The sequence below is a fragment of the Puia sp. P3 genome, assembly GCF_050632245.1.
GTDB lineage: Bacteria > Bacteroidota > Bacteroidia > Chitinophagales > Chitinophagaceae > Puia.
In genome coordinates this window covers 1,442,300-1,464,415 of the sequence record NZ_CP192583.1, presented here as the reverse complement: position 1 = coordinate 1,464,415, position 22,116 = coordinate 1,442,300, and the positions used below count along the sequence as shown (strand labels likewise).

General features: G+C 53.6%; 28 protein-coding genes and 1 pseudogene. 12 read left to right on the top strand and 17 right to left on the bottom strand.

Going from position 1 to position 22,116, the window contains the following annotated elements; genetic code table 11:
- Nucleotides 1-50: 50 nt before the first annotated feature.
- The 4 genes from ACQ86N_RS08650 to ACQ86N_RS08635 form a co-directional block, all read right to left on the bottom strand.
- The gene (locus ACQ86N_RS08650; RefSeq protein ID WP_431214806.1) at nucleotides 51-1,868 is read right to left on the bottom strand and encodes a RagB/SusD family nutrient uptake outer membrane protein; all 1,818 of its coding nucleotides are present in this window, start codon (nucleotides 1,866-1,868) and stop codon (nucleotides 51-53) included.
- Between the two features lie 29 nt (nucleotides 1,869-1,897).
- Complete coding sequence (locus tag ACQ86N_RS08645) at nucleotides 1,898-4,261, bottom strand: SusC/RagA family TonB-linked outer membrane protein (protein WP_431214805.1); 2,364 nt, start codon at nucleotides 4,259-4,261, stop codon at nucleotides 1,898-1,900.
- 50 nt (nucleotides 4,262-4,311) lie between these two features.
- Nucleotides 4,312-4,638, bottom strand: coding sequence for a TonB-dependent receptor plug domain-containing protein (locus ACQ86N_RS08640; protein WP_431217327.1), 327 nt, complete (start codon nucleotides 4,636-4,638; stop codon nucleotides 4,312-4,314).
- A 109-nt stretch (nucleotides 4,639-4,747) separates the two neighbouring features.
- Nucleotides 4,748-5,086: a carboxypeptidase-like regulatory domain-containing protein gene (locus ACQ86N_RS08635; protein WP_431214804.1), complete on the bottom strand. Its 339-nt coding sequence runs from the start codon at nucleotides 5,084-5,086 to the stop codon at nucleotides 4,748-4,750.
- 228 nt (nucleotides 5,087-5,314) lie between these two features.
- On the opposite strand from ACQ86N_RS08635, the gene ACQ86N_RS08630 reads away from it, so the two are divergent.
- Nucleotides 5,315-5,626 (top strand): hypothetical protein, encoded by a 312-nt coding sequence (locus tag ACQ86N_RS08630; RefSeq protein WP_431214803.1) that lies wholly within the window; start codon nucleotides 5,315-5,317, stop codon nucleotides 5,624-5,626.
- 70 nt (nucleotides 5,627-5,696) lie between these two features.
- On the opposite strand, the gene ACQ86N_RS08625 is transcribed toward ACQ86N_RS08630, so the two are convergent.
- On the bottom strand, nucleotides 5,697-6,104 hold the full coding sequence (locus ACQ86N_RS08625; protein WP_431217326.1) for a gluconate 2-dehydrogenase subunit 3 family protein: 408 nt from the start codon (nucleotides 6,102-6,104) through the stop codon (nucleotides 5,697-5,699).
- On the opposite strand from ACQ86N_RS08625, the gene ACQ86N_RS08620 reads away from it, so the two are divergent.
- Nucleotides 6,012-6,281 carry a hypothetical protein gene (locus ACQ86N_RS08620; protein WP_431214802.1) on the top strand — a complete coding sequence of 90 codons (270 nt, stop codon included), beginning with the start codon at nucleotides 6,012-6,014 and terminating at the stop codon, nucleotides 6,279-6,281. The two genes, ACQ86N_RS08625 and ACQ86N_RS08620, sit on opposite strands and share 93 nt — an antisense overlap.
- 23 nt (nucleotides 6,282-6,304) lie before the next feature.
- On the opposite strand, the pseudogene ACQ86N_RS08615 reads toward ACQ86N_RS08620, so the two are convergent.
- The 3 genes and pseudogenes from ACQ86N_RS08615 to ACQ86N_RS08605 form a co-directional block, all read right to left on the bottom strand.
- A pseudogene (locus ACQ86N_RS08615) lies at nucleotides 6,305-7,987 on the bottom strand (GMC oxidoreductase).
- Between the two features lie 30 nt (nucleotides 7,988-8,017).
- Nucleotides 8,018-8,788 carry a hydroxypyruvate isomerase family protein gene (locus ACQ86N_RS08610; RefSeq protein ID WP_431214801.1) on the bottom strand — a complete coding sequence of 257 codons (771 nt, stop codon included), beginning with the start codon at nucleotides 8,786-8,788 and terminating at the stop codon, nucleotides 8,018-8,020.
- Nucleotides 8,789-8,944: 156 nt separating this feature from the next.
- Nucleotides 8,945-10,273 (bottom strand): MFS transporter, encoded by a 1,329-nt coding sequence (locus ACQ86N_RS08605; RefSeq protein ID WP_431214800.1) that lies wholly within the window; start codon nucleotides 10,271-10,273, stop codon nucleotides 8,945-8,947.
- Between the two features lie 114 nt (nucleotides 10,274-10,387).
- Here ACQ86N_RS08605 and ACQ86N_RS08600 point away from each other — a divergent pair, with 114 nt between their 5' ends.
- The 5 genes from ACQ86N_RS08600 to ACQ86N_RS08580 all read left to right on the top strand — a co-directional run bounded on the left by ACQ86N_RS08600 (nucleotide 10,388) and on the right by ACQ86N_RS08580 (nucleotide 13,958).
- On the top strand, nucleotides 10,388-10,765 hold the full coding sequence (locus tag ACQ86N_RS08600) for a Gfo/Idh/MocA family protein (protein WP_431214799.1): 378 nt from the start codon (nucleotides 10,388-10,390) through the stop codon (nucleotides 10,763-10,765).
- 50 nt (nucleotides 10,766-10,815) lie between these two features.
- Complete coding sequence (locus ACQ86N_RS08595; RefSeq protein WP_431214798.1) at nucleotides 10,816-11,550, top strand: Gfo/Idh/MocA family protein; 735 nt, start codon at nucleotides 10,816-10,818, stop codon at nucleotides 11,548-11,550.
- 31 nt (nucleotides 11,551-11,581) lie between these two features.
- Nucleotides 11,582-12,637, top strand: a complete 1,056-nt coding sequence (locus ACQ86N_RS08590; RefSeq protein WP_431214797.1) for a sugar phosphate isomerase/epimerase family protein — start codon at nucleotides 11,582-11,584, stop codon at nucleotides 12,635-12,637.
- A gap of 127 nt (nucleotides 12,638-12,764) precedes the next feature.
- Nucleotides 12,765-13,109: a c-type cytochrome gene (locus ACQ86N_RS08585; RefSeq protein WP_431214796.1), complete on the top strand. Its 345-nt coding sequence runs from the start codon at nucleotides 12,765-12,767 to the stop codon at nucleotides 13,107-13,109.
- A gap of 120 nt (nucleotides 13,110-13,229) precedes the next feature.
- Complete coding sequence (locus ACQ86N_RS08580) at nucleotides 13,230-13,958, top strand: ThuA domain-containing protein (RefSeq protein WP_431214795.1); 729 nt, start codon at nucleotides 13,230-13,232, stop codon at nucleotides 13,956-13,958.
- 19 nt (nucleotides 13,959-13,977) lie between these two features.
- On the opposite strand, the gene ACQ86N_RS08575 is transcribed toward ACQ86N_RS08580, so the two are convergent.
- The 8 genes from ACQ86N_RS08575 to ACQ86N_RS08540 form a co-directional block, all read right to left on the bottom strand.
- Nucleotides 13,978-14,604, bottom strand: a complete 627-nt coding sequence (locus ACQ86N_RS08575; protein WP_431214794.1) for a phosphatase PAP2 family protein — start codon at nucleotides 14,602-14,604, stop codon at nucleotides 13,978-13,980.
- On the bottom strand, nucleotides 14,604-14,858 hold the full coding sequence (locus ACQ86N_RS08570; RefSeq protein WP_431214793.1) for a hypothetical protein: 255 nt from the start codon (nucleotides 14,856-14,858) through the stop codon (nucleotides 14,604-14,606). The genes ACQ86N_RS08575 and ACQ86N_RS08570 overlap by 1 nt, the downstream gene beginning before the upstream one ends.
- Before the next feature lie 196 nt (nucleotides 14,859-15,054).
- Nucleotides 15,055-15,735: a hypothetical protein gene (locus tag ACQ86N_RS08565; RefSeq protein ID WP_431214792.1), complete on the bottom strand. Its 681-nt coding sequence runs from the start codon at nucleotides 15,733-15,735 to the stop codon at nucleotides 15,055-15,057.
- Complete coding sequence (locus tag ACQ86N_RS08560; protein WP_431214791.1) at nucleotides 15,633-16,280, bottom strand: Gfo/Idh/MocA family protein; 648 nt, start codon at nucleotides 16,278-16,280, stop codon at nucleotides 15,633-15,635. The genes ACQ86N_RS08565 and ACQ86N_RS08560 overlap by 103 nt, the downstream gene beginning before the upstream one ends.
- The gene (locus ACQ86N_RS08555) at nucleotides 16,214-16,384 is read right to left on the bottom strand and encodes a twin-arginine translocation signal domain-containing protein (RefSeq protein WP_431214790.1); all 171 of its coding nucleotides are present in this window, start codon (nucleotides 16,382-16,384) and stop codon (nucleotides 16,214-16,216) included. Before ACQ86N_RS08555 ends, ACQ86N_RS08560 begins: the two co-directional genes overlap by 67 nt.
- Nucleotides 16,385-16,407: 23 nt before the next feature.
- Nucleotides 16,408-17,064 carry a hypothetical protein gene (locus tag ACQ86N_RS08550; RefSeq protein WP_431214789.1) on the bottom strand — a complete coding sequence of 219 codons (657 nt, stop codon included), beginning with the start codon at nucleotides 17,062-17,064 and terminating at the stop codon, nucleotides 16,408-16,410.
- 131 nt (nucleotides 17,065-17,195) lie between these two features.
- Nucleotides 17,196-17,558 carry a hypothetical protein gene (locus ACQ86N_RS08545; RefSeq protein WP_431214788.1) on the bottom strand — a complete coding sequence of 121 codons (363 nt, stop codon included), beginning with the start codon at nucleotides 17,556-17,558 and terminating at the stop codon, nucleotides 17,196-17,198.
- Nucleotides 17,483-17,842: a hypothetical protein gene (locus tag ACQ86N_RS08540; protein ID WP_431214787.1), complete on the bottom strand. Its 360-nt coding sequence runs from the start codon at nucleotides 17,840-17,842 to the stop codon at nucleotides 17,483-17,485. Before ACQ86N_RS08540 ends, ACQ86N_RS08545 begins: the two co-directional genes overlap by 76 nt.
- A gap of 99 nt (nucleotides 17,843-17,941) precedes the next feature.
- Between ACQ86N_RS08540 and ACQ86N_RS08535 the strand changes: the two genes are divergently transcribed.
- The 5 genes from ACQ86N_RS08535 (at nucleotide 17,942) to ACQ86N_RS08515 (ending at nucleotide 21,545) form a co-directional block, all read left to right on the top strand.
- Nucleotides 17,942-18,190 (top strand): hypothetical protein, encoded by a 249-nt coding sequence (locus tag ACQ86N_RS08535; protein WP_431214786.1) that lies wholly within the window; start codon nucleotides 17,942-17,944, stop codon nucleotides 18,188-18,190.
- A 51-nt stretch (nucleotides 18,191-18,241) separates the two neighbouring features.
- Entirely contained in the window at nucleotides 18,242-19,090 is an 849-nt protein-coding gene (locus ACQ86N_RS08530; protein WP_431217325.1) for an ABC transporter permease, read from the top strand.
- A gap of 113 nt (nucleotides 19,091-19,203) precedes the next feature.
- Complete coding sequence (locus ACQ86N_RS08525) at nucleotides 19,204-20,331, top strand: ABC transporter permease (RefSeq protein WP_431214785.1); 1,128 nt, start codon at nucleotides 19,204-19,206, stop codon at nucleotides 20,329-20,331.
- Nucleotides 20,332-20,520: 189 nt separating this feature from the next.
- Nucleotides 20,521-21,303 (top strand): hypothetical protein, encoded by a 783-nt coding sequence (locus tag ACQ86N_RS08520; RefSeq protein WP_431214784.1) that lies wholly within the window; start codon nucleotides 20,521-20,523, stop codon nucleotides 21,301-21,303.
- Nucleotides 21,304-21,389: 86 nt separating this feature from the next.
- Nucleotides 21,390-21,545, top strand: a complete 156-nt coding sequence (locus ACQ86N_RS08515; RefSeq protein WP_431214783.1) for a hypothetical protein — start codon at nucleotides 21,390-21,392, stop codon at nucleotides 21,543-21,545.
- A gap of 160 nt (nucleotides 21,546-21,705) precedes the next feature.
- Here the strand turns inward: ACQ86N_RS08515 and ACQ86N_RS08510 are convergent, their stop codons facing one another.
- Nucleotides 21,706-22,116 carry a hypothetical protein gene (locus tag ACQ86N_RS08510; protein WP_431214782.1) on the bottom strand — a complete coding sequence of 137 codons (411 nt, stop codon included), beginning with the start codon at nucleotides 22,114-22,116 and terminating at the stop codon, nucleotides 21,706-21,708.

Here is a 22,116-nt window from a genome sequence, read left to right as displayed (position 1 = left end):
GGAGACCTAAATCTCCCCTCTCGTTAATGGGTCAGGTAATGATATCTCTTCTAATTGTACCCCGAATTCTGTTTCAGGATAACCGTTCCGGTAGCATTCTCGAGGTCGAGCTCATTCTGCGGAATAGCAAACAGCTCATTCACTCCCTTGTGGAAGGTCGCGGTCGGGTTAACGCTATAGCTGCTGGGCCTGGTCTTTTCAACCGTAGCATAGTTATTCAGCACCACCGACATATCCATAGGATAGGTAGGATCCGAATTCCAGCGCTGCAGGTCGAAGAAACGCTGCCCTTCCATGGCCAGTTCCAGCCTTCTTTCAAAGCGGATGGCCGTCATAGCATAGTTCTTGTCGGCAAACGCTCCTACCGGATATGGGCTGATCACATAAGTGGCGGCGGGCGTCGTAGTAGTCTTATAGGTATAAGTACCCGCATCGAAATCCGAATTCTTGTAGGTCCAGGTCTCCGGATGGGTAGCGACGCGGTTGCGTACCATATTGACATAGGTAAGCGCCTTGGCAGGATCGCCGATCTCCACTTCGCACTCAGCATCCCACAACAACAGGTCGGAATAACGGATCAGATTTACGTTATTGGCAACTATCTGGGTGGGCCCCCAGAAGCTGGTCTCATTGGAAGAAAGTATACCTTTCTGGCTCTTGGCATAAACGTTCTTCTTCGGGCTGAAATAACCGTCCGTACCGTCACGAACCCAGAGAGCGCCGGGATGGGGACCCCAGTCCAGGTAAGGAATGCCAGGACGTCCCATTACGAAGTCTACCCGGGGATCGAGATTACCTACATAAGGCGTATTCGGATCGCTCACAGAATTGCCGCTGTTATAGGTGTTGAATAACGGCAAACCGCCGCCATCTGTCTTATAAGCATTGGCCAGATTGATAGAAGGGTTATCGAAACCGCAGCATCCGCCGGGACCGCTACCATCGTTCGGGAAGTTCAGCACGTCCCCGTAGTTACCATTGGTTCCGCTACCGTCATTGACCGACATCTGCACGGAGAATACCGACTCACTGCTGTTCTTCGCCCCGGCCGCGGGGTTGAAATTATTGAAATAGCCGCCCGGATTGAAATCATATTTAGCTCCGGTGCTCGTCTTTCCGTTGGCAAGCAGGTCGTCCAGTAATGTTTTGGCCTTGTCGTACTTGTGCTCGTACATATAGGTCTTTGCAAGATATGCCTTTGCAGCCCACTTGTTGGCGCGGCCCTTGTCAGCAGGGATCTCCGCAAGACTGTCTATCGCAAACTGAAAATCAGCTTCGATCTTCGGCCAGATATCTGCATTGTTCGGAACATTTACGTTCTTATTGGCAGCACTGATCGTCTCGTCCACCCAGGGAACATTTCCCCAGATCTTCTTGGCCTCGAAATGGAAGAATCCCCGAAGGAACCTAGCCTCGGCCATCAGCTGCGCATGATCCGCAGCGGATATGCCCGTCGCGATAGCCATCGTACGGATAACGTCATTCGCACGCTGTGCGCCATCATACAGGGCCGTCCATTTCTGTTGAAGATACGAACTGGTCGACTGGCTCACCGTCCAGGTCTGCAATGGCGTAATATCGTTCTGGTCGGGACCGGTAGACCCCTTATAGGCATCGTCTGCTACTACTCCGCCAAACACCCAGTTGGAAGCGCCGGAACCGTACTGGTTACCCTGCGTTGCAGCCCCTTCGCCATCCAGCATGGAATAAGCGCCGATGAGCAGCGAGCTTACACCCGCCTTATTGGCCAGCTGCGAACTCTGCAAGGCGCCGGCCGGTGTTTTGTCGAGGAAGCTGTGACTGCAGGCCGCACCTGTTGCCGCTACGATAAGACCGGGTATTAGATATTTATATTTCAGCAATCTCATATTATTGTTTTTTGGGACTTATTAATGGATTAGAAAGTGACCTGTACGCCTAAGTTATAGTTCCGCATATTGGCAGGATAGTTACCCAGATCGATGCCAAAGTTTGTATTGTCGTTCAGATCAGAAGTCTGAAGTTCAGGATCCGGCCCCTTGTACTTGGTGATCGTGAACAGGTTAGCCGCCTGTAAATAGATCCGGAAACGGTCGATGCCGAACTGTTTGATCTTCGACGCGGGCAGGGTATATCCGATCTGCATCTGTTTGCAGCGGAAATAGCTGCCGCTCTCCATATAATAGCTGTTGAACTGGTCCGTCGTAGAGAAAGTACCACCTCTTTCCAGGATCGGCGTCTTGCCATTCCAGCCAGGCTGACCAAAGCTGTGCAGCGCCGCGTCCTTACTCATGGCGGCATCCCACACCTGCGGGAAATCCGTCCAGTAGCGAACGTAGTTGATGACCTTGTTGCCGACCGAAGCATAGAAGAACGCAGAGAAGTCGAAGTTCTTAAAGCTCGCAGCAAGGTTCAGACCCGTAACGAACTTGGGATTGGGGTTTCCGAAGAACGTACGGTCCGAGTCGCTGATCTTTCCGTCATGGTTAATATCCTGATACTGGAAACGGCCGATCGCCTTGGCATCCTGTGTCGGAGCCTTGTCAACATCCGACTGGTTCTGGAAGATGCCGACCACATTGTAGCCAAAGAACTCGCCGACAGGCTGGCCCGGCTGCAGACGCGTGAAGGCGCCGATACGATTCGAACCGTTGCTGGGTTTGGCCTGATATTTTATACCTGGTCCCAGTGTCTTGATCTTATTGCTGTAAGTGGTGAAAGTAAGACCGATATCGAACTTCAGCTGGTTGCTGACAGCAGCGCCATGATAAGATACAGCGGCATCGATACCTTTATTCTCAACGTTGGCAGTATTGTTGAACGGCGCAAGAGCATTACCCGCAGTTCCCGGCAGCGGAGCATTGAACAGCAGACCGCTTACCGATTTCTTGTAGAACTCCAGAGAGACGTCGAACTTATTTCGAATGATAGTGGCGTCAAACCCGACGTTGGTTACCTTATCCTCTTCCCAGGTCGTTGCAGGGTTGCCGAACTGGCTGGCATAGCTGCCCAGCAAAGAAGAGGTACCCGTTCCGCCGATATCATAGGAAGAGTTGGCAGCCGCCTGACCGAACAGGTTGAACCTGTTCGTTGCCCGGGTATTGGCCAGAGAACCCAGCTTACCCCAGCCGCCGCGCAGCTTTAAGTCGTTGATCCAGGTCACATCCTTCATGAAGTCCTCCCTGGATATACGCCAGCCGGCGGTCACCGAGGGAAACACACCAAATCGCTTGTCCGGAGCGAAGATCGAGCTTCCGTCCCGGCGTAATGTACCGCTCAGCAGGTATTTGTCCTGGAAGGCATAGTCAGCACGACCAAAATAAGAGTACAGCGAACTGGTGATGGGATAGTCGACATTGTTTACGCGGGAAGTGTTGGTCTGAGTCGCCGGTGCGCCAAATGACAGGGTCCAGAGGGCGGGGTCGACCAGCAGACGGGTGGCATCCGTAATATAGTAGTTACCGCGGGTTTCCTGTGACTGACGCTGGTAGTTCGAGATGGACTCGATACCACCCAGTACGGTCAGCGAATGGTCGCCCCAGGTATTGTTATACTTGATCGTGTTGGTCCAGGTCCAGCTGGTATTGAAACCCTGCGTTTCTACATAAGAGTTCGGGTTGGTATTGTTCTCCGCATTCTCGTACGCAGTATACTTGAACTCGTTATTGAAGAAATTGTCGACTACGCCGCCAAAGCTCGTCCTGATCGTAAAATGTTTCAGGAAATCGACTTCAGCGAAGACGTTACCCGCGATCTGGTAGTCATTGTACTTGTTGTACTTGGTGCGCTCCAGGTTCGCTACAGGATTCTGGGGATTACCGACACCCTTTACACCCGAACCGGCGAAATTACCCATGATATCATACACCGGAAGTATCGGGCTCTCGCGATAGGCATAAGAGATCGGGTTACCCTCGTTCTGGTTATTCCCCGGCAGACCCGGCGTCTTTCTGTAGATCAGGGTTGCATTCTCACCTACGCGGATATGGTCCTTGATATTGAAGACGGTGTTCATTCTGGCCGTATAGCGCTTTAAATAGGTGTCGATCAGTGTACCCTCCTGATTGAAATAGCCGAAAGAGAAATAATAGCTCGACCTGTCGCTGCCGCCGCTCGCAGCAACCGTATGGCTCTGGATCATCGCGGGATGCGTGATCTCGTCCCACCAGTTGGTTCCAACCTTATTCATTTTGGTGATCTGGTTGGTATACAGCTTGTAAGTCGACGGATCCGTGTTCGGCCCGCCATTATTGGTGTTGATCGGCGTCAGATAATCATACAATACCGGCGTAGCGCCATAACCGAACTGGCTATTCTTGTAGTTGCTGGGATTCAGCGGAATAGCGGGGAATTGGCAAATTCCTTCCAGATCGCGTTGGCCGTCTCCTGCGTATTGGCAATATTAAAAGGATTGCCGCTCAGGGGCCGCTGGGTACCGACATAACCATCGTAAGTGATCACAGCCTTGCCCTGACGGCCTTTCTTCGTGGTGACCACGATTACGCCGTTAGAACCCCGAACACCATAAATGGCGGCCGCACCGGCATCCTTCAGCACCTGGATCGACTCGATGTCATTTACATTGAGATCATGTAGACCGCCGGGGATCTGAACACCGTCGACCACAACCAGCGGATCGGAGTTCCCGAACGACGTGATACCCCGGATCCTGACGTTGCTGCCACCCCTGGGACGCCCGAGTTGACGACGTTCACACCCGAAGCCTGGCCCTGCAACAGCGACTCGGAAGTACCGCCCGGCACCGACTTCAGACTTTTAACATCCACCACCGCAACCGACCCGGTGATGTCTTTTTCTTCTGTGCGGAATAACCCGTTACAACGATCTCATTTAAGGCAGTATTGGCAGTGGCCAGCGATATTGCTCCGAGATCGGTACGACCCGCAACAGGGATCTCAAATTTCTCATACCCCACCGATGAGATGACCAGGGTGCTTCTGTCGCCCGCATCGATCACAAAGCTGCCGTCGGGACCAGTCTGAACGGCGGCCTTACCGCCCTTCACCTGGACAGTAGCGCCAATGACCGGCTGCTTGTCAGCAGTTCCGACAACTTTACCTGTAACCTTTTTGGTTTGAGCGAACAAATTAAACCCGGATAGGACTAGGCATGCGAGCAGGCATACCCGTAGAAGGGAGTTAGTTTTGAATGGCATAAGCAAAAAATGTTTTTACATAGCTGATGAAGCCGTGACATTATTCAATATGTGAAACTACATCGTTTATGTTCTCTAAAACTAATATTATTTTAACATTTTCTTGCACTTTTTTATTCCATCCGCCAAATGCCTCAATTTTATTAAATTCAATCTTAAATGAACCCACTTCGTCTACTGCTGCCCGGCTGCATTGCCATCACCGTTATTCTAAGCGCCTGCGAACGCAAACTTACTCGTGAGCAAGTAAAAGACAACCTCGAAAAGACCATGACCGAATACCTCCAAAAAGAACAGCCCGCCGGTGCCCCGCCGCTCAAATTCAAAATGGAAGAGGTCTCCTGGTTCGAGGAACAGGCCTATTATATATGCGAATTCACGGTCAGGCTCACCCGTCCCGACGGCACCGATACCACCGGCATCATCAAAAGCCGCATCTCCAAAGACTTTTCCAAAGTCACCAAAAAATAGGCCCTACCCCATCCGCCCAAAAAAATGGCGCCTGACGGCGCCATCAACATATCATTCATTTCTTATTATTCTAAGTCGTAGCCCAGGCCTTATCCCCCTTCTTATAGTCAATGCATCCTTCCCATTTCCCCGGCACAGCCACATAACGCAGCGCCTTCGTCGCCCCCTGCTCAGAAGTAAAATACCCCCAGAGGGTCAACTCCTTCATCATCCGGAAATAGTGCGAAGGATCATCCTTACCCTTCTTATCCATATAGGCCTTCTGCTCCTTGTCCAGATCGACCAGGAGGTCGTGCTGCTGCTCCGGCGTACTGTCCATAAAGGACTTGCCATTCTTCTTCTGGCTGGCGTCGTTCAATGCCTGCATACCGTCCAAAAAGACTTTTTGGTCTTTATCGGTATAGCAATCCTTTACGATCCGGGCCATGAACTCCCCGACCTTCGCCTCCTTCGCACCCGGAGTATCCGTCTTAGGCAGGATAGTCTCCGCTATCTGGTCAAAGAAAGCGATATCATCGTTGGAAAAATTCGCACCTACCCCGCCGATCTTCTTGTCGGGGGCATTGGTACAGCCCGAAAGAAAAGCTTCTGTACCCAGTATGGCTCCGCCCAGCAGGGAGGCTCACCCGGGCGATCGCATCTCTTCTATTCATAAAATATCTTTTAATGATTGATGATTTATAAATTCCCTTTTTTTAGTTCGCTGACCGCATGATCCACCGCCCTCGCCGTAAAGGCCATATAGGTAAGCGAAGGATTGACACAGTTCGCAGAAGTCATGAAAGACCCGTCCGTAACAAACACGTTCTTCGCGTCCCATACCTGGTTGAAAGAATTGAGTACCGAGGTCTTCGGGTCCTTCCCCATACGGGCCGTACCCATCTCGTGGATCCCACGGCCGGGGAAGGGATTGTCGCTCCGGCTCTTCACATCCTTCACACCCGCGGCTTCCAGCATCTCGACAGCGTCGGCTTCCATATCCTTACGCATCTTCAGCTCGTTCTCCTTCAGCTCGCAGTCTATATTCAGGACATTCAATCCCCACTTATCCTTCTTCGTCTTGTCCAGCGTTACCTTGTTCTCATGATAAGGCAGGATCTCGCCAAATCCGCCGATATTCATCATCCAGGGACCCGGCTCCGTCAGCGACTCCTTGTACTCTTTCCCGATGCTGTATTCCGCCACCGGCATATGCTCGTATCCGGCCCGCAGACCACCACCCTGGTAGCCAAAACCGCGCAGGTAGTCCCGCTTGTCGCCGTTGATATTCCTGAACTGCGGGATATAAATTCCGTTCGCACGGCGTCCATACACATATTTGTCTTCATACCCGTCAACCCGGCCACTCGCGCCAACTCCCAGATGATGGTCCATCAGGTTATGCCCCAGCTCGCCACTTGCTGCTGCCCAGCCCGTCGGGCCATATATCCGTGGCGGAGTTCATCATGATCCATGCGCTGTTCAGCGTCGACGCATTCAAAAAGACGATCTTTGCCTTGTACGTATACGTCTGGTTCGTCTCCGCATCCAGCACTTCCACTCCGGTCGCCTTCTTCGTGTCCTTGTCATAAAGGATCTTCGTAACGATCGACCACGGACGCAGCGTCAGATTGCCCGTCTTCATCGCCGCGGGCAGCGTCGAAGACTGCGTGCTGAAATAGCCGCCGAACGGACAGCCCAGCCAGCACTTGTTACGGAACTGACAACCCGGCCGGCCCCGTGAGGCACCGTGATATTGGCCACCCGGCCAATGATCATCTGGCGCATTCCCTTATAGTGCTCCTTCAGCCGCGCAGAAACATCCTTCTCCACACAGGTCATATCATACGGCGGAAGAAAATGGCTGTTCGGCAAATGCGGAATGTTCTCATTCGATCCGCTGATACCGGCAAACTTCTCTACATAGGTATACCACGACTCGATCTCCTTATACCGCACAGGCCAGTCGATCCCGATGCCCTCTTTGGCATTCGCTTCGAACTGAAAATCGCTCCACCGATAGCTCTGACGCCCCCACATCAGCGAACGCCCGCCGACATGATAGCCCCTGAACCAGTCAAAACGCTTGGTCTCGGTGTAGGGACACTCGCTGTCCTTCACCCAGTAGTCGAGATTAGTTTCATTCAGCGGATAGTCTCTCTTCAGTACCGGGTAATCCTTCTTCATCTGTTCTGTCGCCCGGCCGTGGTGAGGATAATCCCAGGCTTCCTTATTTGCATTCACATAGTCCTTGATATGCTCGATATTCCGTCCCCGCTCCAGCATGATTACCTTCAGCCCCTTCTCCGTAAGTTCCTTTGCAGCCCAGCCGCCACTGATCCCGGACCCAATGACGATCGCATCATACGTGTTGTCAGCCATAATCGTTAGCTATTTTTGTTTAGTGTTAAATTAGACATCACAGATCTTCACCCCGGCCTTCAGCGCCTTCAGCTTGTCCGGCCACGAAGGAATGAACTCCTGCGCCACAAACCCCTTATACCCCGTCGCCACGATCGCCCTCATAATGGCCGGATAATGCAGCTCCTGCGTCTCGTCGATCTCGTGCCTTCCCGGCACCCCTCCGGTATGATAATGCCCGAAATACTGGTGCCCGTCATTGATCGTGTGGATCACATCCCCTTCATCGATCTGCATATGATAAATATCGTACAACAGCTTGAAATTCTCAGACCCGATCCGCTTCACCAGCTCGATCCCCCATTTGGTATTGTCGCACATCTGGTCTTTATGGTTGACCTTGCTGTTCAACAGCTCCATCTGGATGACCACTCCTTTTTCTTCCGCCAGCTTGAGTATCTGCTTCAGACCATCCACACAGTTCTTCAGCCCGGTCTCGTCATCCATGCCTTCCCGGTTGCCGCTAAAACAGATGAGATTCTTGTACCCGGCCTTAGCCACCAGATCAATATGCTCCAGATAACTCCTGATCAGCGTGGGGTGATACTCGACATGATTCCAGCCCTTGGTAAGACTGATCTCCGCGCCGTTACACATTGAAGAAAAAATACCGTGGCTCTGCAGCGTCGGCCATTCCTTTGGACCGACCAGATCGATCGCGCTGAAACCGATCTTCTTTACCCCAATACAAAGATCATCCAATGGAATATCTCCGTAGCACCACCGGCATACGGAGTGATTGATATTACCTTTTAATTTCACGTTTTCGCTGGTTTTGGTCGCTGCCGATGCATTGAGAGAAGAAAGTCCCGCTGTTCCAAGGGCCGCAGTGCCCGCAACAATATTTTTTATAGCAAGACGTCTCGAGGGTTGATTAGACATAATTGATCAGGTCAACAGGTAAAACAAAAAAGGAAATTACGAAAGATTCTGCATTCCCGGCGCAATTAATATGTCTTCCTTTTTACGTTTCCGCATGAAAAACACCAGACCCGCAAAAGCAATTATCAAAACTACAGGTATTACCATTGTCGTGCTCAGCACCTCCGGCCCCGCCGCAGACCGGGCATCATTAAAGGCCTTCGCCATCTCCGTTCCGGGAGCCGCACTTCTGTAGGCATCCAAACTAGCTCCTGGGGGCAGTTTCTGGATCATCAGCTGGTCGTAGTATCCGCCCATGAACATCATATAGATCGATACCCCGAACATCCCCGCGCCACCCATCAGGTTCAGCCCCACAGCGCCCGTCCTCGGCAGATTCTCCGCTACAAATCCGATCATGCAGGGCCAGAAGAACGCTACCCCAAGGCCAAAAATGATCGCCGCGCCAAAGATCGCCGAACCATGAAGATGTATCAGCAGATAGATCCCCAGGGCCGAGAGAATAGCCGAGATCAGCAGCACTCCCTGAGGCGCCAGCCGGTGAACAACAGGCGCCGCGAAAGCCCTCCCCAGCGCCTGCACACCCGCCACGAACGTCAGGATCAGGATCGCATTGTCGGTAACCGTCTTGAACAGTACGTCGGTCCACTGATTCGTGAACAGTTCGGTTATCGCCGTCCCGAACATACAGACGATCATAAAAAAGAACAATGGATTAAAAAGCGCCTTATACATATCTCCCGTGCTCACACCCGCAGCCACACGCTCTGTCACAGGGAACTTCAGCTTCGAGAACAGATAACCATAAATGAGCGTCAGGAGCAGCATCACCGCAACTTCTACCCGCAACAGCCATTCTGGACGTACGGCCTGCCCGCTGGCGAGCAGCGAATTCAACGCAAATACGACCAGCGTACCAATCACAATGCCCGCGGGAAACCACAGGTGGAAATGATTCAGCTTCGTCGTCTTGTTCTCCGTATACAGCGACGCCACCAGCGGATTGCAGGCAGCCTCCACAGTACCGTTTGCTATCCCTATTAATAAGGTGGACAAAAAGAGCGTCCAGTACCCGTTTGCAAATATCGTGAGCAGGATCCCCAGCAGGTGAAATACAAAAGCCGAGACCAGCAGCTTCTTCATGCCAATGATATCCACCACAAATCCGCCAATGATAATAGCGAGAGGAAAACCCCAGAAGGCAGTAGCCGCAATAGTCCCCAACTGAGACGCATTGAGATGGTAAATAACACCCTGGTCATTCAGAACACCCGCACGGATCCCGAAGGAAAGAGAAGTTACCAGCAGCGCAAGACAACTCGAGACAAAAAGTTTGTTACGTTGAATGGCAGAGGTTGAAGTCATGGCAAAATCGTTTTTTTATTGCTTAAATGTAATCGATTTATATTAAAAAAACCGCCTAAATTGCGATCACCCGAAAAATCCTCCACTTCATATTTAAATTAATTATTTATCATCATGAATAGAAAGCTAAGAATGGGAATGATTGGCGGCGGCCGCAACGCCTTCATCGGCGCCGTTCACCGCATCGCCGCCAATATGGACGGACTCATCGAACTGGTCTGCGGGGCATTCAGCAGCAGTCCAGAGAACGCCCGCCAGTCCGGCAAGGACCTTTTCCTTCCCTCCGACCGCGTCTACCTGTCCTACGAAGAGATGATCCGGAAAGAAGCAGGCCTGCCGGCCGGCCAGAGAATGGACTTCGTCGCTATCGTGACCCCCAACCACGCCCACTTCGCTCCCGCAATGATGGCGCTCGACAACGGTTTTCACGTGGTCATCGAAAAACCCATGACCTTCTCCCTCGATGAAGCGATCCTGCTAAAAAGAAAGTAGAGCAGACCGGACTCCTCCTCTGCCTCACCCACACCTATGCCGGTTACCCCATGGTAAAACAGGCCCGTCAGATGGTGAAGGAAGGCGCCTTTGGAAAGATCCGCAAGATCTACGTGGAATATCCCCAGGGCTGGCTCAGCCGACTCTCCGAAAAAGACGGCAGCAAACAGGCCGAGTGGCGCACCGACCCATCCCGTTCGGGAAAAGCAGGCGCCATGGGCGATATCGGCACACACGCCGCACACCTGGCCGAATATATCTCCGGCCTGCAGATCAAACAACTCTGCGCCGACCTCAGCATCATGGTGGAAGGTCGCGCGCTCGACGACGACGGCAACGTCCTCCTGCGCTTTGACAACGGCGCTACGGGCATACTCGTCGCCTCCCAGGTCGCAGCAGGAGAAGAGAACGCCCTCAAAATACGCGTCTACGGTGAGAACGGCGGCCTCGAATGGGCCCAGCAGGAACCCAATACGCTGTTGGTAAAATGGCTCGACCAGCCCACCCAGATCTACCGCGCCGGTCAGCCATGGCTCTCGACCTATGCCAAACACAATTCCCGTACGCCCGGCGGCCACCCCGAAGGATACCTCGAAGCCTTTGCCAACCTATACCGGAATTTCGCGCTGACGCTTTCCGCCAAACTCGAAGGCAGACAGCCCACTCCGGAAGAAAAGGACTTTCCCACCGTCGAAGAAGGCGTCCGCGGAATGGCCTTCATCGACAACGTCATTCGCAGCAACGAAAGCATGGAGAAATGGACATTTTTCGAAATCCCTCAATAACGCGAACACAACAACTAAAAAACATTGTCTTATGACCACTATCAAAGGCCCCGGCATATTCCTCGCCCAGTTCCTGGGCGACCAACCACCCTTTAACAATCTCGCCAATATCTGCAAATGGGCCGCAGGACTCGGCTATATCGGCGTACAAATACCCAGTTGGGACGGACGCGTCATCGACCTGCAGAAAGCCGCCGAAAGCAAGACCTACGCCGACGAAATAAAAGGCATCGTCAACGCTGCAGGCCTGCAGATCACCGAACTCTCTACCCACCTGCAGGGACAACTGGTCGCCGTCCACCCCGCCTATGACGCTCTCTTTGACGGCTTCGCCCCGGCAGCCGTCCACAACAACCCCAAAGCAAGACAGGAATGGGCCGTCCAACAATTGAAATACGCAGCCAAAGCCTCCGCCAACCTGGGGCTCAACGCCCACGCCAGCTTCAGCGGAGCCCTCCTCTGGCCCACGGTCTATCCATGGCCCCAGCGCCCCGCAGGCCTGGTGGAGACCGGCTTTAAAGAACTCGCCGCCCGCTGGATGCCGATCCTCAACGAATTTGACAAATACGGAGTAGACGTCTGCTACGAGCTGCACCCCGGAGAGGACCTCCACGACGGCATCACCTACGAAATGTTCCTCGAACATACCGGCAACCACCCCAGAGCCTGCCTCCTCTACGACCCTTCCCATTTCGTACTCCAGTGCCTCAACTATCTCGAATTCATCGACAACTATCACGAAAGGATCCGCATGTTCCACGTAAAGGACGCGGAATTCAACCCCACCGGCAAACAGGGCGTCTACGGCGGCTACCAGAGCTGGGTCAACCGCGCAGGCCGCTTCCGCTCGCTCGGCGACGGACAGGTCGACTTCAAAGGCATCTTCAGCAAACTCACCCAGTACGACTATAAAGGATGGGCCGTACTCGAATGGGAATGCGCCCTCAAACACCCCGAAGACGGAGCCCGCGAAGGCGCACCGTTTATAAAAGACCATATCATCCGCGTCACCGAACGCGCCTTCGACGACTTCGCAGGCACCGGAAGCGACGAAAATTTTAACCGCAAAGTGCTCGGTTTGAGCTAATTTCGAACCGCTTCAAAGGAAGCCCTGGGAGGGCTTCGTCTGAAAGACAATTATTAGCGCTTTGCCGGAGGTTCGCTAATATTTGGAAGAGTGAATCTCCGGCACATATACATCAAATTAGAATACTATGAGCAAAAAATTAGCAGTAGTCCTGTCGGCCGCCGTTCTCATGGCCGCCTGTGGGAATAACGGAGAAACCAAAGCTACCGAAAACAAAGACACTGCAGCCGCTGCCCCCAGCACCACGCCTGCACCAGCCAGCTCAGCTACCAGCGACAAGGCCCTCGAACTGATCGCCGGCAGCGACTGTACCACCTGCCACCGCGTACAGAAAGAGTCCAGCGGCGCCTCCATCGGACCCGCCTACAGCGACGTAGCAGCCAAATATGCTCCGGCAGCCGACACTACCATCGACCGCCTCGTTAAAAAGTCATCTCCGGCGGCAGCGGCGTTTGGGGAACAGTTCCGATGACTCCCCATCCTGCAATGAAAGCTGACGACATCAAGACCATCATCACCTACATCATGACCCTCAAAAAATAACACATGATCCCGGGCCCAAAGCCCGGGATTTTTTTAATAAATATTTGCCATGAAAAAAATAGCGACCGCGGTCCTGACCCTCCTTATCATCAGCACCGCCTTCACAGCGGCACACCACAAAAGCCAGCCGAGAATACTCATCTTCTCCAAAACAAATGGCTATCACCACGCCAGCATCGCAACCGGCATCGAAGCCATCAAAAAACTCGGCGCAGAGAACGGCTTCCTGGTGGATACCACCACAGACTCGCTCCAGTTCCGTAAAAAAACGTTGAAGAAATACGCCGCACTCATCTTCCTGGACCCCACCGGCAAGGTATTCGGCCCCGATGAAGAGAAGGCCCTTCAGGATTATATACACGCCGGACACGGCTTCGTCGGCATTCACGCCGCAGCGGACTGTGAGTATAACTGGCAGTGGTACGGCGACCTCGTGGGCGGTTATTTTAAGTCCCACCCGAAACAACAGGAGGCCAAAGTCGCCGTCGTCGACAAGGACAATCCCGCTACCCAGGGCATCCCCGATCCCTGGACACATTTCGACGAGCTGTACAACTACAAATACTACAACCCCGGCATCAAAGTACTTTTAAAGCTGGATGAGACATCCTACACCGGCGGCGCCAACGGCGACAACCACCCCATTGCCTGGTACCACGAGTTCGAAGGCGGCAGGTCATTCTACACCGGCTTCGGTCATACCGACGCTTCATGGGCAGACCCGCTGTTCCTGCACCACGTCCTTGCAGGCATCCAATATGCGATAGGGAAGAACTAACGCGGGGCAAACTCCCCGTCTAGAACACTTTAATATACGAGAGACCGACAGCTCCATTCTGGTACGTAGGCGTCAGCATCGTTACCGGCCCCCGCTCGTCGGTCTCTTTCTTTCCGAACCAGTGCTGCATCTTCGGATACAGCCAGTAGGCAAGACGAGTCGACGCGATACCGACCCCGGCCCCCGCGACCACATCGCTGAACCAGTGCGCATTGTTATACATCCGCAGCGCGCCCGTCGCCGTAGCCAGCGCATAGCCCGCAACACCATACCACGGTGACACGTCCTTATACTCCAGACGCATAAACTCCGCCGAAGCAAAAGCCTCCGCAGTATGACCAGAAGGGAATGACATACGGTCCGATCCATCCGGCCTCAACTCGTGCGTCCAACCCTTTACCGAGAACACAGTCCCCTGCGCGAACACATTCGCCAGCAGATAGATCATCGTCCTGTCCTTAAAATTATGCTGACCATGGATACCCAGCGCATTCAGCCCATAAACGGCCAGCGCAGGGCTAAACATCAGAAAATTGTCGATATGCGTCTTGCTGTGCCGATTGTCCTCCCAGACCTGTTCCTTCAAAGATCCGTTGAACTTCTGCAGCGTGCCGTTATGCACAGCCGTCGCACCATAGGCGATCATCACCGCCGGAACAAAAACGACTTATAAGGGAATGGCTGCTTCCACGCCGGCAGCCCCTGACTCCAGTTGAAACGGGGAACCGTATCCGCCTTCGACCCCCAGCCCGTTGCCATACTCACCTCCCGGATCGTATCTCTACTCACCACAACGACATTTGAATCCCTAACCATCGGGCTAACCCCTCCGGTCACATCCTGGCACCTGGCCACCCTGCATCCAAGTACAATGACTACTACAGCAGCGAGTTTCTTCATATGGGGTTCCTAAAGTTTAATTGTTAAACGGCAAAAATGAGAGAAAATTTTGAGGTAACTCCGGACAAACGGTCATACCGGCCTGGTTTAACAAGACATTAGGACAAATTGTTATAAAATACTTAACTTCCTAAGGACAACTTGCAAACGTCGCAATCCTACCCTATAGGGGCCGAAATCACACCCCTTTAAGCCTCTAAATGCTTGGCAATCTGTACCCATTGTGGTATTCCTTCATCAGATATTTTTTATTCACCTTCCCGTCGGTAAACTTCCCCGCCTCCCTGTCCCAGCTCAGCCGTTCCCCGCTTCTCAGACTGATATTGCCCATCTGCGCCACCGTCGCCACATGCGAAGCCTCCTGCACCGAACAACGCAGTTCCTCCATTTTACGGCTCCTCACGACACTGATAAAATTGGCCATATGATTCTCCAGGCCGTTGTCTGCCACGGCCGCCCAGGGCTTGCTTACCTTGTTCTTGCCCTGCTTTTCCTCGATAACTTCCCAACCCTGACGGCTAAGCACCAGCGTTCCGTTATTGCCGATATAGGCGATCCCGTGATCCCTGCCATACGATCCATTATCGATACCCATCGCGTGATCCCAGACCAGATTGAACTTGTCGAACTCATACAGCGTCGTCAGCGTATCCGGCGTCTCCTCATACAGGTCCGGATATGCGAAATTACCCCCGAGCGCCGCAATCGTCTTCGGTGCCTCCGCCTTCATCCCCAGCAGGCCATAGTCCAGCAGGTGTACGCCCCAGTCAGTCATCAATCCTCCCGCATAGTCCCAGAACCACCGGAAATTGAAATGAAACCGGCTGGAGTTAAAAGGCCGCGTCTGAGCCGGCCCCAGCCACATCGCATAGTCCACTCCCGCGGGGGATCGGAATCGGGAACCACCGGCCCCGGCTTCATCCAACCCTGGTAGCACCACACTTTGACGGTACGTACATTTCCCAACTGTCCCGTACCGACAAAATCGACCGCATCCCTGAAATGCTGCTGGCTCCTCTGCCACTGTCCGACCTGCACCACCCTATTGTACTTCTGCTGCGCTGCGATCATCGCCCGGCACTCCCCGATGGAATTACCCACTGGCTTCTCTACATACACGTCCTTTCCCGCCTGACACGCTTCGATCATGATCAGCGCATGCCAGTGATCCGGTGTCCCGATGATCACCGCGTCGATATCCTTCCGCTCCAGCAGCTGGCGGTAATCGCCGTAGGTCTTGATGGCGCTGGTGTCCACCTGCATATCTGCCAATTCCTTCATCCGCCGGTCCAGCACGTTCTTGTCCACGTCACACAGCGCCACGACATTCACCCCGGGCTGCTTCAGTGCGGCCCTCAGGTCCGCCCAGCCCATACCATTGATGCCGATAGCGCCGATATTGATCTTGTCGGCTGCAGACACTGTTCTGGAATGCCCCAGGGCTGGATCCCCAGAGACGGTAATATAAGCGCCCCGCCAGCCAGGGCCGTTGTTTGTTGAAGGAAACTGCGACGTGAATTTTTCATATGCAAAACAGCGCAGAGATCGTCTACGCTGTTTCAATATACGAAAATTCTTTATGCAGACTTTTTACTGCTTCAAAAAGTTTAATTGTAGCATTCACATTTGCATTCACAGTCGCAGGCACACCCAGCGAATTATCCGGGTAAGTGGTATTGATCACCGTGGTGATGACCAGCGTGTCACCCACAAAGGAAAAATGACCGCCGGTCGGAGGGGCAACGGGGATCGGCGAACCAGCCAGTGCAGACCCCGCTCCGATCACCCCGCCGGGGAAATAGATAGAGTCCGTACCGATGATGGTATACTGGGACGAAGAAGAAGTTGCAGACACCGTATCCGAGAGCTGCTGATAAGTCGTGTCTTTGGGCGCCCCCGGTATAGTCTTTATAGCCATCGCGGTACTGTCGTAGGAATAACCGATTCCATTCCCGATTGCAGAGTCTGCCGTAAACACTACGGTCCCGGTATTCTGCTTCGTCTTATAACCGCCGATAAGCACCACAGAAGCCGTCTGCCCCAAATAGGTGACCGACTCGCTTGCGTTGATAGTTGTAGTCAGATATTGAAAACTATAATTTCCGACCAGCTGTCCCGTCTGCCCGCCGGGCCTCGACTTGTTCTTACTACAGGCCATCACCAGCACCATAAAGCCCGCTGCCACCCAAAAAGCATATTTTCTCATAACGGATTCGTTTTCCCAATCTAACGCAAAAATCGTGCTCTTATTTTCGGCATGCTGTTAAATCCGGCCTAATCAATTATTTATAGATCACTGAAAATCACCGATATGGATAGATCATCCACTTTCCAATCCTAGTGCAATACCTTATTCGTGAGCGTCTGCGAATAGTCCTGATACAACTTGTTACCGTTGGCCGTATCCGAAACATAGTCCTCTATCCGTACCACCCCAACCCCGGGACTGAGATAAGAGAATATTTCCTCCCTGATCACGCTATTGCAGTCCGTCACCACTTCCGCATTCTTCAGACAGGAATACCCCGCCACCGATACCGGCGCTGCATAACCGTACTGGATGGACTGTATCGGACAACCCGGATTGGAATAGTCGGCCCCTGTCCCTATCGGCCCATCCTGCCCTACCGCCTGAAAGAACGTATACGGTGAATACGCAGGACTGTCCACCTCATAGACGATCGAATTGGAAGGATCCACCTGTATATAGCTCCCCTGAAACCATCCCCCGGATTGGTGATCCCGACATAGGTAGTCCCAAAATTGTCCTGCAGCCGCTGGCTGTTCACCGTCATCGTATCATGGCCGATCTCCGCCAGACCGGTATCGGAAAACGATGAATCCACATAGTCCCACTGATCTCCTAAAGCCAGCGGGAACAACGAATTTGACCCATGCCCCTGATCGGGACCCGACGAACTTTTACTACAGGATACGATCACAACACAGGATACGATCAAACAAAAAGCAATGAATTTTTTCATAATTTACAACGGATATTTCGATCCCTTTTGACAAGCCCTTGCCTGCAAACGTTTATTCGACATTTGTTAACGATTTCCTAACGCCGCACAACAACCAACATGCTACCCCACTACTTCACGACGGCCTTCCGCTATCTCCGCACCCACAAGGTCTTCACCGCCATCAATATCCTCGGCCTCGTCACCGGTATCTCCGTCTGCTTCTTCGCCCTCCGGTACGTCGCCTTCGAATCCGGCTACGACAACTACAACAAACAACGGGACCATATCTATCGGGTCGTCACCGACGTCAGGACCCCATCCGGCATCGACTACCAGAGCGCCTGCGCCCCCTCGGACCCACCCTAAAGAACGAATTCCCCGAAGTCCAGTGCCGCCACCCGCTTCCTCCTCGACTATATCATCGTACAGAACGACCGCGGCGTCTACTACGAAGAGAACATCGCCTACGCCGACTCTTCCCTCTTCTCCGTGTTCACCCTCCCGATGGTCAGCGGCGATACACATACCGCACTCAACGACCCGTTCCGGATCATCCTGTCGCAGTCGGCGGCGGAAAAATACTTCGGCCATATAAATCCGTTAGGTCACACGCTGCTGATCAACGGAAAGGACACAGCCTATATCACCGGCGTCATGAAAGACATGCCCTTTAACTCCCATTTCCGCGTCGACATCCTCGTGTCTCTCCATACCCTCACCCAGGTCTGGAATCCCGGGACGGAAACCAACTGGATGCGCTCCGGCTTCTATACCTACCTCGTGCTGCCCACACCGGCAGCCGCGGCTCACCTCACTTCAAAGCTGCCCGGCTTCGTGACCCGTCACTACGACCAGTCCATCCGGAAATATGCACTCTCCCTCGAACCACTGAGCAGCGTCTACCTGCACGGCAAGCCAAGGGGCAGACGCGCCGGCTCTGAAGTCACCGGCAGCATCCGGAATATCTATATCTTCTCGCTACTGGCCGTCTTCGTTCTCTTCATAGCCTGCTTCAACTTTATCAACATGACCACCGCCGTCTCGACCTATCGCGCAAAAGAGGTCGGCCTCAGAAAGGTTCTTGGGGCGTCCCGGCGCCAGCTCATCATCCAGTTCCTGCTCGACGCACTGACGCTGACCGCCATCGCCTTCCTCCTCGCGCTACTGGCCATATCCCTGCTGGTCCCGGTATTCGACCAGTTGGTCGGCAAGACTATCGTCACGAGCCTTTTCGAACACGCCTCAACCTTCATCCTCCTCCCCTGATCGCCCTCCTGACTGGCCTGTTATCCGGACTGTACCCAGCCTTCGTCCTCTCCGCCTACGATCCGCTGACCACCCTGAAAGGCCGGTTTGCAACCAGTCTGAAAGGCGCCCTCTTGCGCAGGACGCTTGTCGTTACACAGTTTACACTGTCCATCGTCCTCATCATTGCCACCATTGTCGTGTACCGGCAACTGACCTTTATGCAAACCCGGCAGCTCGGGTTCCGCAACGCCCACCAGCTCGTCATCGACTTCCAGTTCGATCCGCGGATCGCAGGCCATCTCGGCCAGGTCACCACCCTGCTGAAAAGCATCCCCGGCGTGGACAACGTCTGCATCTCCTCGGGCGTCCCGGGCAAAAGGAACAATAAGATAGATACCCGTATACAAAACAGCTGGGGAGAAATGCAGGACTTTCAGTCCGACGTCTATTTCGTCGACACCGGATTTTTACAACAGTACCATATCGGCCTCGTCGCCGGCAGAGGCTTCTCCGGCAGCCAAAGCCCCGACTCGACGGGCGCCATGCTCATCAACGAAGCCGCCGCCCAAAGCCTCGGCTACAATAGCGCAAAAGACGCCATCGGTCGACCGTTTGAACAGGCCTCCGGAAAAGGACTCATCACCGGCGTCATCCGCGACTTCCACTTTCACTCCTTCCGCGAAAAGGTCCAGCCGCTCACCATCCGGATGCTCAGCGGCTCATACACCTTTCTCACCCTAGATATCAATACCCCGCCGACAGAGAGCATGCTCGGCGCCCTCGGCAACAAATGGCAGCAACTGGCGCCCGGCCTCCCCCTTACCTGGTTCTTCGCCGACGAAACATACAACGCCCAGTACAGCACCGAACAACATTTTGGCAGACTCTTCATCTGTTTCTCCGCCCTCGCTATCTCCCTCTCCTGTCTCGGCCTTTTCGGCCTCACCATTTTCAGTACCCTGCGACGCACAAAAGAAGTCGGTATCCGCAAGCTGCTGGGAGCCTCCGTCTCCGGCATCATCGGCCTCCTCGCCAGAGAGTTCGTAGTACTGGTGGGGATCGCATTTGCCATCGGAGCGCCCCTCGCAGCCTACGGCATGCACCACTGGCTGGCCGGCTTCGCCTACAGGATCGACCTATCCTGGTGGATCTTCGCGCTGGCCGGTCTGCTGACCATGAGCATCGCCTTGCTCACCGTCGGCCTGCAAACTATCCGCGCGGCCCTCGCCGACCCCATCAAAAACCTTCGTACCGAATAACCCCGCCCCGTCATCCTTCCCACCGCTTCCACCAAAAAACAAATACCCAGTTTCGGGAATTGGCCCGTTCCAATAAAAAAACTATCTTGCCGGAATTCCGCCCTTCCGCCTTTCCTCTTATCCATAGCGCCTCACACCACCACAAAACAACCGATTTTGTAACCCCTTTATTCAATCCAAAACAAAAGCATGCCTGCAAACAATCTCCGGAAAGCAGCCATCCTCGCCCTGGTGCTCGTGGTTCTGACCATCGGCAGCTGGGAGCTCTATCTGCGCAGCAGAGGCGTGACCATTTCCTACGACAACAGCAAAGAGCTATGGGCGGACAAGCGGGCTATGGTCTACGAGCCGGCCGACAAAACAACCGTATTCATCGGTTCTTCCCGCATCAAATTCGACCTCGACATCGACACATGGCAGCAGACCACGGGAAGACACGCCGTACAGCTCGCAGCAGAAGGCAGCTCCCCGGTACCCATACTCACCGACCTCGGCAACGATCCCAACTTTCGCGGCAGGCTGGTCGTCGACGTGACAGAACCGATCTTCTTTTCCAGCGAGCATATGAGCCTGGAAAAACCCACCGCATATCTTGACTGTTACAAAAAAAGAACACCCGCGCAAAAAGCCAGCTTCGTGCTCAATCACGCCCTCGAGTCCTGGTTCGTCTTCCTCGACCAGGACAAATACTCGCTCAACGCCGGACTGGATAGGCTCAATATCCCCAACAGGCCAGGAGTATTTGTATTTCCAACATTCCCAGACGACTTCAACTGCTCGGACTTCGACCGGAGAAGCAAAATGACCCCCGAGGTTCCTCGCCGACACCAGCCTTCAGCACCGTGTACAAAATGTCTGGTTATTTGTCATGGAGATGGGAAAGAATGCGCCCCCGCCAAAAGAGAACCCTGTTCCCCCGATGCTGGCAAAGGTCAAAGAAGCGGTCGGCAAGATTCAATCCCGCGGCGGTGAGGTCGTCTTCATTCGGACCCCTTCAAGCGGCGTGATGGGAGGAGCCGAGCAACACGTCTTTACAAGGGACAGATTTTGGGACCCACTTGCTCGCAGCCACCAACTGCAAGGGCATCTTTTTCACCGACTACCCGGAGACCAGTCATTTCACCTGTCCCGAATGGTCCCACCTCAGTCCTCAGGATGCCATCACCTACACAAAGGCCCTGATCACCGAGCTTCCCCCATCTTTCACCCACTAACACCCCTGCCATGGTCTTCAACTCCTATACATTTGTCGTCTTCTTCATCATCGTGGTCATCCTGCACAACCTTCCGTTCAGCTGGCGGCAAAAAAAGATCAATTTGCTGCTGGCCAGCTATCTTTTCTACGCCGCCTGGAATCCTCCTTTTATTTTTCTGCTATGGCTGTCTACCGTGGTCGATTTCTTTGTGGGTCGCGCACTGTATACACAAACGAATATTCATAAGAAACGCCTCCTGCTCGTAGTCAGCCTCATCGGCAACCTCGGGATGCTCTGTTTCTTCAAATACGGGACCTTTCTGCTGGACAATTTCGTCGCCGTCCTCAATCTCGTCGGCGTCAACTTCCATCCGGCAAAACCAAATATCATTCTGCCGGCAGGCATATCCTTCTATACGTTCACGACGCTCTGCTACACCGTCGATATGTTTAAACAGAAAAGCGAGCCCGTGCGATCTCTCCTGGACTTCTCCCTGTTCGTGACCTTCTTCCCCCACCTTGTCGCCGGCCCGATCGTACGGCCCCCGCAGCTCGGTGCCCCAGTTCGAAAGCCCACGCAAGGCTACCAA